At 53.9% G+C, this 13,446-nt stretch carries 12 protein-coding genes; 8 read left to right on the top strand and 4 right to left on the bottom strand.

What is annotated here, in order from left to right; all coding sequences use genetic code 11:
* Positions 1 to 2: 2 nt before the first annotated feature.
* A complete protein-coding gene (locus I6I94_RS05625) occupies positions 3 to 527 on the bottom strand; it encodes a DUF4242 domain-containing protein (RefSeq protein WP_128087320.1) in 525 nt (174 codons plus the stop codon).
* Positions 528 to 882: 355 nt separating this feature from the next.
* Here I6I94_RS05625 and I6I94_RS05620 point away from each other — a divergent pair, with 355 nt between their 5' ends.
* Positions 883 to 2,133, top strand: coding sequence for an ATP-binding protein (locus I6I94_RS05620; RefSeq protein WP_128087321.1), 1,251 nt, complete (start codon positions 883 to 885; stop codon positions 2,131 to 2,133).
* Between the two features lie 174 nt (positions 2,134 to 2,307).
* Here I6I94_RS05620 and I6I94_RS05615 read toward each other — a convergent pair whose 3' ends face one another.
* Positions 2,308 to 3,771: a peptide MFS transporter gene (locus tag I6I94_RS05615; protein ID WP_128087322.1), complete on the bottom strand. Its 1,464-nt coding sequence runs from the start codon at positions 3,769 to 3,771 to the stop codon at positions 2,308 to 2,310.
* A gap of 313 nt (positions 3,772 to 4,084) precedes the next feature.
* On the opposite strand from I6I94_RS05615, the gene I6I94_RS05610 reads away from it, so the two are divergent.
* The 7 genes from I6I94_RS05610 to I6I94_RS05580 all read left to right on the top strand — a co-directional run bounded on the left by I6I94_RS05610 (position 4,085) and on the right by I6I94_RS05580 (position 10,229).
* Entirely contained in the window at positions 4,085 to 4,414 is a 330-nt protein-coding gene (locus tag I6I94_RS05610; protein WP_006888480.1) for a rhodanese-like domain-containing protein, read from the top strand.
* Between the two features lie 178 nt (positions 4,415 to 4,592).
* Complete coding sequence (locus tag I6I94_RS05605) at positions 4,593 to 6,095, top strand: anthranilate synthase component I family protein (RefSeq protein WP_128087323.1); 1,503 nt, start codon at positions 4,593 to 4,595, stop codon at positions 6,093 to 6,095.
* Entirely contained in the window at positions 6,092 to 6,877 is a 786-nt protein-coding gene (locus I6I94_RS05600) for an HAD-IIB family hydrolase (protein ID WP_201620473.1), read from the top strand. The genes I6I94_RS05605 and I6I94_RS05600 overlap by 4 nt, the downstream gene beginning before the upstream one ends.
* Before the next feature lie 162 nt (positions 6,878 to 7,039).
* A complete protein-coding gene (locus tag I6I94_RS05595) occupies positions 7,040 to 7,783 on the top strand; it encodes a hypothetical protein (protein WP_201620472.1) in 744 nt (247 codons plus the stop codon).
* A 167-nt stretch (positions 7,784 to 7,950) separates the two neighbouring features.
* The gene (locus I6I94_RS05590; RefSeq protein ID WP_201620471.1) at positions 7,951 to 8,670 is read left to right on the top strand and encodes a C4-dicarboxylate ABC transporter permease; all 720 of its coding nucleotides are present in this window, start codon (positions 7,951 to 7,953) and stop codon (positions 8,668 to 8,670) included.
* A gap of 113 nt (positions 8,671 to 8,783) precedes the next feature.
* Positions 8,784 to 9,365, top strand: coding sequence for an orotate phosphoribosyltransferase (gene pyrE / locus I6I94_RS05585; RefSeq protein ID WP_013398063.1), 582 nt, complete (start codon positions 8,784 to 8,786; stop codon positions 9,363 to 9,365).
* Positions 9,366 to 9,488: 123 nt separating this feature from the next.
* Positions 9,489 to 10,229 (top strand): TrmH family RNA methyltransferase, encoded by a 741-nt coding sequence (locus tag I6I94_RS05580; protein WP_201620470.1) that lies wholly within the window; start codon positions 9,489 to 9,491, stop codon positions 10,227 to 10,229.
* A 105-nt stretch (positions 10,230 to 10,334) separates the two neighbouring features.
* On the opposite strand, the gene I6I94_RS05575 is transcribed toward I6I94_RS05580, so the two are convergent.
* Positions 10,335 to 11,375, bottom strand: a complete 1,041-nt coding sequence (locus tag I6I94_RS05575) for an ornithine cyclodeaminase (RefSeq protein WP_006888350.1) — start codon at positions 11,373 to 11,375, stop codon at positions 10,335 to 10,337.
* Positions 11,376 to 11,618: 243 nt separating this feature from the next.
* Positions 11,619 to 13,229: an amino acid permease gene (locus I6I94_RS05570; RefSeq protein ID WP_201620469.1), complete on the bottom strand. Its 1,611-nt coding sequence runs from the start codon at positions 13,227 to 13,229 to the stop codon at positions 11,619 to 11,621.
* Positions 13,230 to 13,446 lie beyond the last annotated feature (217 nt).

The following is a 13,446-nucleotide window of genomic DNA, read 5'->3' as shown; positions in this document are numbered from 1 at the left end:
GTTTATGCGTGTAGCTTGAACAGGCGGTCGATGGGGGTGCTCACGGCTTCGCGGGCGCGCACCACCGCATCCTCATCGGGTGCGTCGTAGAAGCACAGGCATTTGGCGGTATCCTCACGCACATAGGTGCGCAGGAAGGAAACCTCGGGTACCTCGGCGTACTTGGGTGCGTTCGCCTTCTTACGGGTCAGGTACTGCTCCATCGTGATTTCGGCGGGAATATCCCACTCGACCAGGTAGTCTGCATCTTTCTTGAGTTTCTTGATGTCGTCGAGTTCTGCGCCCACCAAGCGAACCTCGTCGGGACCAACCACGGATGCGCGCTCGCCAATAGCCGCGGTGAGGGCGGGTGCGAACGCGGTGTTTTCAGATTCGATGATGGCGAAGATCAGCTTGTGATCGGCGGAAACCTGGGTTTCGATGAGCTCCGCGCCTTCGCTTAGGGAGTTGGAAACGGTTTCGATGAGCGCGGTTGCCTCATCCTTTGAGGCGGTCGTGGGGGTCAGCTCGATCAGGTACAGTGCCATGTCTGTTTTCTCCTTAGATAGAACGTTGTCTTTTACCCGCCTGTGCGGCGGGTCTGGCATATACCCTAAACCGGTCGCGGGCACGGCACCTAATGTTTTTCGCTATAAGTCCTAAAACGAAGGTTTAAGAACTTTTAAAGCGTCACATGAGGTCACGAATCTACATAAATCGTCATCTTGCCGGTGGCGGGAATATTCATCCGCCCCTGGTGTTCGGGGAAGGTTTTGGAGGGTAGCGGGTTAGGAGCACTGAGGAGCAGAAACTGACTTTTGGTAGCGTAAACACCTGACTTTTGGTAGCGTAAACACCTGACTTTTGGTAGCGTAAACACCTGACTTTTGGTAGCGTAGGTGTATGAGCTACTTGAAAAGAAGCCTAGATTTAGAGCTTGATGAGCTTTTCCCCTTCGTTCCTGCCATTGCAATTGATGGACCTAAAGCAGTTGGGAAAACTGTTACTGCTCTCCGAAGGGCTGATCAAGTCTACTACCTCGATAACGCAGCGCAGAGAGAATTCCTACAGGCTGATTTCCTTCTTGCGTCGTTACCTTCTGGAACAGTTCTGTTGGATGAATGGCAACAGCTACCTGAAATCTGGAACTCAGTTCGCCGCAATGTAGATGAAGGAGCTCCCTCGAAACGTTTTCTCCTGACTGGTAGTGCTACTCCCGTTGACCAGAGCGGAACCCATAGTGGGGCGGGCAGGATTTTATCGGCTCGCATGCGGCCTCTAACGTTTTACGAGCGATACCGACCTTCAAATCCGGTTAGTCTCCGCAGTCTTTTGAAAGGCGAACAACCTGTTATAGAAGGCTCTACGGACGTATCGCTCAATGACTATGTGAAGGCCATCGTTGAAGGGGGTTTTCCCGCTACGTTAGGCCAGCCTGATAGGGTCTGCCGTGCCTACTTAGATGCTTATGTGCAACGTATTATCGATAGGGACATACCCGAGCTTGGGCGTTCTGTGCGATACCCCGAAACTTTAAAACGTTGGATGCAAGCGTATGCAGCTGCCTCATCTAGCACCGCATCGTATTCACGAATTTTAGATGCTACAACGGCCGGGGATGGTGTACAGCCTGCTAAGACCACTACTAATTTGTATCGTAATTTCCTCACAAAACTGTGGATATTAGATCCAGTACCAGGATGGGCTCCCGCTAGCAACGAGTTTACTCGTCTTACAGTATCTCCCAAGCACCAGCTGGCTGATCCGGCCTTGGCTGCACGTCTTCTGCAGCTTTCGGCATCAACACTGACCTCTTCACAGGGAGCGCATATGTTGGGGCCGCTCTTTGAGTCTTTGGTTACTCTCAGTGTGCGTGTTGCTGCGCAGGCTGCAGAGGCAACGGTGAGTCATCTGCGCACTAAGAACGGTGATCACGAAGTAGATTTGATTGTGCAGGGTCCCGAGGGGGAGGTCTTGGGCATAGAAGTGAAGCTGGCGCCAGTTATTACCGACACTGACGTACGGCACCTGCTGTGGTTGCGGGATAAAACGCCCGATAGTGTTACAAACTTGGTGGTTATTACAACGGGAGCCCAGGTGTATCGGCGTGCGGATGGGGTGCTCGTTCTGCCCTTGTCCCTGCTGGCTGAATAGCGTGCAGTAGCTTGCCTTAGTGAGAAATAAGGACTCTATGCTCTCAATAAGAGCCTTATTGAGAACATAGAGTTCCAGATTCTCATCAGCTGCCTGTACTTTCCTCATTTTTAGGGTATTCCCTTACGGTACAGATGGTGGAGCAGAATACGTCTGTGGCACCGAATGGGCGTTCTAGTTCACTCCGCGCATGAGTTTCTGCACGGGTGCGCGGCAGAGGAAGAGGACAATACCAGCAATAACCGAGACGGCACCCACATAGGTGAAGTAGGGAACCTCGGTGTCTTGGCTGTAGAACTGTGCGCACCAGCCCGCAAATGCGTTCCCCATCGCCAGAGAGGTCCAGTAGAGCGCCATCATGTTCACCTTATAGGTTTCGGGCGCGAGCCGGGTGGTCAGCGCCATGCCCGTAGGCGAAATCGTAAGCTCCGCAACAGTAAAGATAAACATGATGATGACCATCCAATAGACCGCCACTTTAGGGACACCCACCTGTGTGAGGAAAACCCAGTATGCCGGGCCGATAGTCACGAGTGCGAGCGAGAACTTGGTGGTTGTGCGTGGCTGTCGGTCGCCCAGCTTGGTCCACATGGCGGCGAACCCTGAGCCTAGAAGAATCACGAAAATGGGGGCGAGAGAATTGACAAGGGTCGGGGGCAGGTCACTGCCCAGAATATGCCAGTCGAGCCGCTTTTCGGAGTATACGGGAATAAACGTAAACTGCTGCTGGTAGAGCGCCCAGAAAATAGCATTGGCAATCCAGAGGGGAATGAACGCCCACACCCGTGAGCGTTCGTCGCTGGTCACGTTCTTGGCGGTGAGCAGCTGAACGAAGAGGGCCACCGCACCAATGCCAACGGCGCTCACCACCCACGTGGAGATGTTGCTGGTGGTGATCCACCCCATGGTGACCAACAGGAATATTATGAGAGCTATACTCAGCAGGGTGCCCGCTAGAATACCGTTCTGACGTGGGGTGAAAGGGGCAGTCACTTCGTGCACCGATTCGGGCAGGTTCTTGCGGGTGAACGCATACTGGATGAGTCCTGCCGCCATGCCGATAGCCGCAATTCCGAAGCCGAAGTGAAAGCCTAACCAGCCCCACCCCCAGCCGGTCAGCGCCGGGCCTAAAAGCGCACCGATGTTGATGCCAATATAGAAAAGCGTGAACCCTGCTTCGCGTTTGGGGTCGTCTTTGTTGTAAAGCGAGCCGACCAGAACCGATGCGCTGCTTTTGAGGCAGCCTGAACCGATCGCGACCAGAAGAAGGCCTATGAGTACGCCAGTTGCCCCGGGTATGGCGGCGAGGGCAATATGGCCCGCCATAATACCAATCGCGGAATAGAAGAGGGTACGTTCGGGGCCCAGGACGCGGTCGCCCAAAATACCGCCGAGGATTGCCATGAGGTAAACGGTTGCCCCGTACGCTCCCATAGCGCCGGTTGCCGCTTCTTCGGGTATCCCTAACCCGCCTTTATCAATGGAGTAGTACAGGTAGTAAATGGCAAGGGCCTGCATGCCATAGAATGAGAATCGTTCCCACATCTCCACGGTGAAGAGGCTGGCAAGCATCGGTGGATGCCCGAAGAATGTTCTATTGTGCTGCTGATGTTCTGTGACGGGTGCAGTGGCTGACATGGCTCACCTCCCGAATAGGTTCCCGGTCACAACCGGCTCTATTACCTGAATTTTAGAGTATGCCTTAGAAAATGTATATAGTTTCGAGAATAAAAATTCTGCTGCTCACAGTACAAATATACCCCTCCACAAGGGGATTTACAGGCTGCGAGCGGGGGTGGAGTAATGTTGCTGGAAGAAGTATTTTTTACCTAAAAATAGCTTGGAATATACTCCTTTGCACAAAAGCATTTTTTCGCGCAACCCCAATTATCAGGAGTAGAATAGATAAATAATTGAAATACAATCGACACCGGAAGTTAAGGAGAAAATCATGAGTGATGTACCCCAGGTAAACCCCACTAATGTGCCCGCAGGAGCCACGATTATTGATGTTCGTGAAGACTACGAATGGGAAGCTGGCCATGTTGCGGGTGCGCAGCATCTTGTGCTCAACGAGCTCCCGGAACGCTTGGATGAGCTTCCCAAGGGTGAGGACTTCTACGTTATTTGCCACGGTGGTGGGCGGTCCAACCGGGCAGCAGAGTACATGCGTGAGAACGGGTATCAGGCAAACAATATTGCCGGAGGAACGACTGCCTGGTTTGAGGCAAACCTGCCCATGGATAGTGAAAACGGGAAGGATCCCGCTGTCGTTCACTAATGACGCTATATCATAAAAGTTTGGAATATATGCGGTTTGACTAGTGTATATAGCTAAAACTGTATATAAGGATGCGGTGCTCCCAGCCCCCGAAACGGCTGCCGGTGCCGCATCCTTTGTATTTGGGTCAAAGCCACACCGCTCAAGACCAACGGCAACGCACTCTACAATAGGAAACGTGATTCTTCAGCCCGATCAATACCCAACATTGCACGTGCGTGCCCTCGACTTTGAGATAACGCCCGAGGCCGCATACCCCGTGATTGCTGCGGGTGCTCGGTACGCCTATTGGCTTGATTCTGCACGAGAAGAATCGCCTATGTCCCGTGTCTCGTATGTGGGTGTCGTCCCGCACTGGGCGGCTGTGCTGCGCATCGAAAACGCATGCGAGGCAACAAACACGACTCCCTGGGATGCTCTCGATACTGCGCTTGCCAGTATGCCTGAACCCGATGACATTGCCGAGCTGCCTGAAGGTTTGCGCGGTGGTTACGTGGGTTATTTCGGGTACGAGGCGCGCGCCGCCCTGCACCCCGGGCGTATCGGATACACGCCCCGGCACACGGCGCAAACCCCGGATTCTCTCTGGATGCCCGCCGTGCGGTACCTGGTCTATGAACATGAAACCCACCGCGCGTGGCTGCTGGGTGATAAACCCTGGTTTGAGGAAATCGAGCCGCGTTTGCGCGAATTGGCGCGGGATTCTTGGCGTGAGATACCGGGCGATAATGCACATGACGGCGATAAACCGTTGAGTCAGCATGTGGAACATCTGCACTTTGAAGCCCCTGAGCGCGAAAGCTATTGCGCAGATATTGAGCGCGCACAATGGCATATTTACGAGGGGAATAGTTATGAGGTCTGCCTGAGTGCTGAAAGCACCGCGCGGGTAGAACATCCTCTCACGCCAGATCAGCTTTTTGAGCTGTACCGCACTCAGCGCAGGCACAACCCCGCACCTTACGCCGCCTATTTGCGGTGCGGTGACTTCTCGGTGCTTTCTTCGTCTCCTGAGCGTTTTCTGATGGTTGATATACAGGGGAACGCCGAAACGAAGCCGATTAAAGGGACGTGCCCGCGCGGTGCGAATCCTCAGGATGACGCCGCTGCGGCTCACTGGCTGCAGCACGATGCGAAAACCCGTGCCGAGAATCTGATGATCGTCGATCTTTTGCGCAACGACCTTTCGACGGTGAGTGATCCCGCGAGCGTTCAGGTTCCTGTACTCATGGGGGTGGAAAGTTATGCAACGGTGCATCAGCTTGTTTCGACCGTCACCGCGCGTCTTAAACCCGAAATTTCCGCGGTGCATGCCAGTGCGGCGTGCTTCCCTGGCGGGTCTATGACCGGCGCACCTAAGCCCTCAACAATGAATATTATTGAGGATCTGGAGGCGCGCCCCCGCGGCGTATACTCGGGTGCTCTCGGATTCTTCTCGGCGGATGGCGGCGCCAATCTCTCTATTGTCATACGCACCTTGGTCGCGCACGATAACGGGCTTATAACCCTCGCCGCCGGCGGCGCTATTGTCGCCGATTCAGATCCGAACACCGAGTACGAAGAAATGCTGACGAAACTGCGTGCGGCGCTTCCACCGAGCGTGGGGCACATCGTTGAAAAGGGCGTGCGTAAGCAGAACGTTGCCGCAATAGCCGACCGAGAAAGCCCAGGAATATTATGAATTTTGTCTTCGATATTGACGGCACCACCAGCTTTAACGGCATGGTGATCGAACCCGCCATTGAGCGCGAAATTTATGCGCTGCTGCAGGCGGGACACCGCGTAGTTTTTGCCTCTGCCCGACCGGTGCGCGATATTCTGCCCATGCTCTCTGAGGATGTGCGCACGCATAGCGGGTTGGCGCTGATCGGTGCGAACGGTTCACTGTTGTATCGGGACGGGCAGCTGCGGGCGCGGGAACACCTAGATACGCATAGTTATGCGAAAATTCGGGACCTTATCAAACGTCACGGGCTGCACTATATCGTAGACTCCCTGGATTCTTACGCCTTTGATTTGCCCGATGCGCATGTGCTCGTGGAACGGTTAAACCCCGAGGGAACGGACCGCCTAGTTTCCTTGAAAGACCTGGATAATCCGGTCAAAATAATTCTGCTCGACATCAATAATCCGCATCTTTATACCGAGCTCGAAGAGACTATTGCGAGCCTAAACCTGCATGTGACTAAGCATCAGGATGCCACCACGAGTATTGACCTGGCACCCGGGGGAGTGCATAAAGTTTCGGCTCTCCCGCAGGCGCTTGGCGCGCACCCGGGCGAAAAACCCGACCCCTATATCGCGTTCGGCAACGATATGAACGATGCAGGGCTGCTTGAGGGTGCTCAGTATGCGGTCGCGGTGGGCTCGCATGAGGCCCTGCTGCCGCTCGCAGATCTGACGGTGGACCCGCATCCGGATGCGGTCGCCGCCGCCATCCGCGCCCTTGCGGAGGATTTCTGATCTTCCCGTATCAACCCTAAAAAACAATTATCTTCTTGTATAAAGGGATAATGATTGCAGGGAAATGCATGATGTACCATCATATGAACCTAATGTAGGTTATGCTCAATATGCGACTTCATTACAGCGAATAGCTGTTATACATCAAAAGGAGCATCACCGATGAGCCAATATCACCTACCCGATCCTGCGGGGCAGCCAAGTTATCCGGCGCCGCAGAATTCCCCTTACTACAATCAGGCCCCTGCACACCAGCCCCCTGCATATTCGCAGCCTCCTGTTATGCCCTATGCTCCGGTGTATGCGGGTGTGCTTCAGCCTGCTCCGGTGGCCCGTCCTAAACTCACGATCACGCCCATTATCACGCTGATTATATGTGCCATATGCATCGTTCTGCGGGTGTCGGAGCTTATTGCATCCACTCGGATGGTTAACTCTTATAACAACCTCATGCATCAGCTCTTCACAGATTTACATATGCAGCAGGATCATGATATTACCTCTTTTACTAATGGTATTAACCACGTTCTGCAAGTTCTGAATATCTTATTGCTGATAAGTGTTGCCATATACTTTACACTTGGTATTTTTGTCTACCGTGGGCGTAACTGGGCTCGTATTCTGATGGCTATTATCGCTATTTTTGGGATGCTAGGTAGCACCTTGCACCTTCTCTACATGTTGAACATTCAGCACTACATGGTTGAGGAGGGAAAAGAATTAATTCAGCCAGGGCTGCCGGTGCCCCACTTTGAGTTTGAGTCTATGATTCCTGTCCTAGTATTTATCTACGCATCACTGATTATCACGAATTTTTTCCTTCTGGTATTTTTGTGGCTGCCCGGCACTAACGCCTTTATTCGCAACTCTAAGATATACCGCCTGGTGCAGAAATCTATGGCTTAGCCAGAGATGAGGCAGCGGTGCAAATAATGGTTCACAGGCTCCCAGCGGCGGCAATTACAAAACATGGATGTGTGGCCATGATGTTCTTTGCTAGCGTTAGTTTCGGCTATGCTTATGTGCAATGACTCGATGCCCGAGTTTCTGTGTGCCACTACATCTATGAAGGAATGTACACCATGAGTGAGAGTGCGACTACCGACCACCAAGACCCGCAGAAATCTGTACTTCTGAAAATATACACATTACCTCAACAGACTCAGGCTTTTACTCAACAATCCACACCGGCAGTGTATGCGTTCGCAGTACCGGCACCGACTGCACGCCCTAAAATCACGGCTACGGCCAAGACCGCTTTTATCACCACACTGCTATGTGCGCTGCTGCGCATTGTGGAGTTCACGATCATAATAGTCACCATAAACTCTCTGCACTCCGCAGGCGAGATGACTGATGATCGGTATAGAGGTCTTGGGTCGTCTTTAATCTTCATGTCTACCCCATTGTTCCTCAGCGTTATTCTGTATATTGCGTGTGGTTTCTATATTTTCCGGGGCTACGACTGGGCGCGCGTGGTCGTGAGTGTTATGGTCTTTCTGGCTTTTACCAGCGTTTACATATATATACTTTACATACAGGGGTTGATAAGCGGATTGAGGGAAGAACGGCTGGCAAGGACGCCCGGAATTTCCGCTATTCTATACACGCTCCTGATAATTTACATAACGCTGTTTATTGTGAACATCGTTCTGTTTGTGCTCCTGTGGCTGCCCGGAACCAATGCCTTTATGTTCAACTCTAAGGTGTATCGTCTGGCACAGAATCCCTTCGTTCAGCCGGTAATTGTGCACCCACAGCATGTTCAACCTCAAAAACCGCACCAGGAGTAACACATATATACCCTTCCCTGTTAGAGGTCTTTGCAGTACGGGGCGGAGCACGACGCAGCGGGTCTGCCCCCAGCACACCCCTGAATCGTAGGGTCACCCGCTAAACTTGGAATATGACTAAACTTTCCGAAACCCTGCCTATTGAAGAAGCCCGCGAACGCCTGCGCCAGCTCATCTCCGAGCTTGCCGTGGTGCGCGGTAAAGTGACTCTTGCCTCCGGGAAAGAAGCCGACTACTACGTCGACTTGCGCCGTATCACCCTGCATCACGAAGCGTCGCGCCTGGTCGGTCAGGTGATGCTCGATCTGCTCGACCGCAACGGCATCGAGTTCGAGGCCGCCGGAGGTCTAACGATGGGTGCCGACCCCGTTGGATCCGCAATTATGCGCGCGGCGGGCGACCAGGATCGCGCTATCGATTCGTTTGTGGTGCGTAAGGCGCAAAAGTCCTACGGCATGGGTCGCCAGGTTGAGGGGCCCAGCGTTGAGGGTCGCCGCGTGGTCGCCGTTGAAGATACTTCCACCACCGGCGGGTCCGCGTTAACCGCCGTGGATGCGCTGCGCACAGCGGGCGCCGAGGTCGTTGCCGTCGCTGTCATCGTAGACCGTGCAACCGGGGCGAAAGAACATATCGAGGAGGTTGCCGGGGTCCCCTGCTTCTACGCCTACTCCAAGGATGATTTAGGGCTCGACTAAGGCTTTGTAGATGCCCGCGCGTGCTGGCAGTTAGCGGCGTGCGGGCATTTCCGCACCGCCCCGCCGCCCAGATTCCTTTGCCGCGCATCCGGCACTATATGTACGCGCCATCAGAAAGAAACCATGAGTTCCCCAAGCCGTCAGACACCCCTTGACCCCTCAGATTCCGGGCAGGATTCCCGCGTGAACGAGTCTGCAGAGCCGCAGAATACACCGCAGGAGTACCCCGAAAGCGAGGCTTTCGGAACGCCCCGGTTTGAGGTTGGCGTCGGCCCCTGGGAGGGCGAGTGGCCCGAGGGTGACCATTGGGATGAACAGCTTCTGCGTGAGGGTGACCGCCGCAATGTGGTGGATAAATACCGTTACTGGAGCATGGAGGCGATTATCGCCGACCTTGATACGCGCCGCCATGATTTTCATGTCGCGATCGAGAACTGGCAGCACGATCTGAATATCGGTACCGTGGTGCGCACCGCGAACGCCTTTTTGGCGAAGGAAGTGCACATTATCGGTAAGAAACGCTGGAACCGACGCGGCGCTATGGTGACCGACCGGTACCAGCATGTGCGGCATCATCCCACGATTGAGGATTTTGTGGCGTGGGCGCAGGGCGAGGGCCTGGACATTATCGGCATCGATATTTTTCCGGATTCGGTGCCGCTTGAAACCTACGATCTGCCGAAGAACTGTGTGCTGGTCTTTGGGCAGGAAGGCCCAGGGTTGTCGGAGGAAATTCACGCCGCCGCACGCGATACGCTCTCGATCGAGCAATTCGGTTCAACCCGGTCGATGAACGCGGCAACTGCCGCCGGGATCGCGATGCACGCCTGGGTACGCCGCCATGTTTTCGGACAGAAACCTTAAAGCAAATACACCGCGAGCAGGTAGGATTTTGCCGAAAAGGTAGGAAAATCCTACCTGCTCGAACCAAAAACCACCTGCTCGCGGTGTTGTGTAGAGGAGTAGACCCTAGCCCACCGGAACGTTCACGTTCACGAGCGAGAAAAGATCCTTCGGATCGTCCGGATTCGCCACCAGGTCAATGAACTGCTGCAGATCGGTGCCCTGAGTTGCCGCGCGCGCATAGCGCAGACCTGAGAAGTCGGCGATCGCAAAGCCCACCGAATCGAAGAGAGTAATCTGCTCATCCGAGACGCGCCCGGGCTCCTCGCCGGTCAGAACCTTCCAGAACTCCACCACCGGGAAGTCCGGGTCCTTCTGCTGAATTTCACCCTCGATGCGGGTCTGCGGTGGGAACTCCACAAACACAGTCGAACGATCCAAAATCTCGCTCTCCAGCTCGGTTTTGCCGGGGCAGTCGCCTCCAATAGCATTCAGATGCACACCGGGCTTCACCTGCGAGTTCAGAAGCACCTTTGCCTGCTGTTTATCGGCGGTGCAGGTGGTAATAATATCGGCGTCTGCAACAGCCTCGTCCACGCTGGATGCGGCATGAATCCTGAACCCTAGTGGCTCCAGATTACGGCGGAACTTCTCAATAGCGGCGGGATCAACATCGTACACCGCAAGGTCCTCAATGCCGAGGACGGCGCGCATCCCAAGGGCCTGGAACTCGGACTGTGAACCCGTGCCAACCATCGCCATCTTCCGCGAATCCTTGCGTGCCAGATGCTTAGCCACCATGGCAGAAACAGCGGCGGTACGAAGGGCGGTCAGCAGGGTCATCTCTGCAAGGAAGACAGGGTAACCGTTATCTACATCAGCCAGCAGGCCGAACGCGGTCACGGTCTGGTACCCGCGTGCAGGGTTTGAGGGGTGCCCATTCACGTACTTGAAGGAATAGGTGACGTTATCTGAGGTGGGCATTAGCTCAATCACGCCGAAGGGGGTGTGGGATGCCACGCGCGGAATCTTATCGAAGCTCTGCCATTTCTTGAAGTCTTCTTCCAGGAAATCCACCATTCCGGCGATGATGTTCCCAACACCGTCTTTCTGAATCCACTGTGCCATAGCTGCAACATCCACGAATTCAACTTTGTGATCGCTCATTAATTCTCCTTTATTCGGCGGTAGTAGCGGGTGCTCGTGTCATTATAGCAATGCATTTTTACCCGGCGTACGCGGCTTAAAAGTTTTCCCAATCACAATGATGATTTTATGTCTAAAGCTTATAAAAGTAATTCACATCATGTGATTGTATTGTTTTATGTTGGGAGTGTTGGGGTGGGCGGCGTGCTGGGTAATCCCGCAGAATTGGCCGTTGAACACACCGCCCGCCCCTACTACAGGCTGCTACTTATCGTTGTCTTTCGGCTTGTCATCATGCCGGTGGCTGCGCGGTGTATCTTCAACGCCCAGTCCCTCAATATCAACGTGTATGCGCGGCTCGTGCACGAGTTTGCGCACCACAGGGCGCTGAGCCACGATCGGCGCCGAACCGGTGTAGCCCTCACGCACACGAGCAATTTCGTACACGCGCTTACGAACCGTGAACCACCCAATAACCAGTAAGGGAATAAGGATGGTCAAGGATGCGAAAGTGTAGGTACCTACAGGGTAATTGATCGCTAGGAGTACGACCACAAATGCTATGAATGCTATGACTGACCAGTCAGCAAAGCGCCCGCCGGGGGCTCGGTAGCTGGGACGTTTGTACTTGCCTTCTCCGACCAGTTTGAGAAATTTCTGGTGGGAGAACGCGATGGCTGCCCACGAAGCCATGGTTCCGAATGAGGCGATATTGACAACCACAGAGAAGGCTTCTTCGGGGATAAAGAAGTTTAGTACCACACCGAAAAGCCCTACTACGCCGGTCAGTAGAATACCCGCCACCGGAACGCCGGATTTAGAGACCTTGGTGGCAAATTGGGGTGCCGAGCCGGCAACACCCATGGAGTGTAGAATGCGTCCGGTTGAGTACAGGCCTGCGTTCAGTGAGGAGGCGGCTGCGGTAATCACAACCAGCTGCATAATCGGGGCTGTTCCTGCCACGCCGATCTTGTCGAAGAAGGTCACGAAGGGGGATTCGGTATCACTGTAGACGGTGTAGGGCATGAGTAGGCATAGTAGTGTAATCGATCCTACATAGAAGATGGCGATGCGCCACACCACAGCATTAATGGCACGCGGGATGACCTTTTGTACGTCTTTTGTTTCGCCGGAGGTGGTACCCACCAGTTCAATACCGGCATAGGCGAACACCACACCCTGCACCACGATGAGTGTTGTGAGGGCATCATGGGGGAATAGCCCATCGCTACTCGTGATGAGAGGCAATCCCGGCTGCACGCCATCAATAGGCTGTCCAAAGAAGAGATACCAGATACCAACCGCCATAAAGGTCAACAGTGCCAGAATCTTAATGAGGGCGAACCAGAATTCAAGCTCACCAAAGATCTTGACCGAGATTAGGTTGAAGCTGACGGTTATAATCACCACAATAAACGCGGTGAGCCACTGCGGCAGGTCATAGAAAAACTGGTTGTACCGACCAAACCAGTTGACGTAGATAGCAATTGCGGTGGCGTCTGCCACGGCGGTTACTGCCCAGTTGAGCCAGTATAACCAGCCGGAGACGAACGCTGCTTTCTCGCCGTAGAATTCGCGGGTGTATGAGACAAAAGAACCTGAGGACGGTCGGTGCAGGATGAGCTCGCCAAGGGCTCGCAGAATTAGATATCCGAAGAAACCGCAGGCTGCGAAGATAAGGGCCAATATGGGGCCTGCCTTTTGAAGACTTTCTCCAGCGCCCAAGAATAGACCAGTGCCAATAGCCGATCCGATGGCGATCATCTGGAGCTGTCGTGCCCCTAGCCCCTTGTGCAGTCCTTCCTGCTCATGGGCGAAGGCGTCCTCTTGGGGAGGCGCTGTGGTTGGTGCGTCCGTAGACTTTTGGGCGCTCATTGAAACCTCATTCCTATTTGGATTGCGCAGTGCGGGGTCGGTGATCCCCGTGCGGCTTTGCAACCTGTGCAGCGCAACGCATAAGCAGCGGATCGCACCACAAGTTTGTGGCGCAACCCACGAGATAGTATGTCAATGACTATAACAGAAAAATTCTTAGGATGTAATTGAGGACACCTCTGATGTAAATACATAGAATATTCATTTTGAGGCGTGA

Source organism: Rothia aeria (genome assembly GCF_016726365.1).
Classification (GTDB): Bacteria; Actinomycetota; Actinomycetes; order Actinomycetales; family Micrococcaceae; genus Rothia; species Rothia aeria.
The sequence above is the reverse complement of the archived record's forward strand: the minus strand, read 5'-3'. Positions and strand labels throughout refer to the sequence as shown.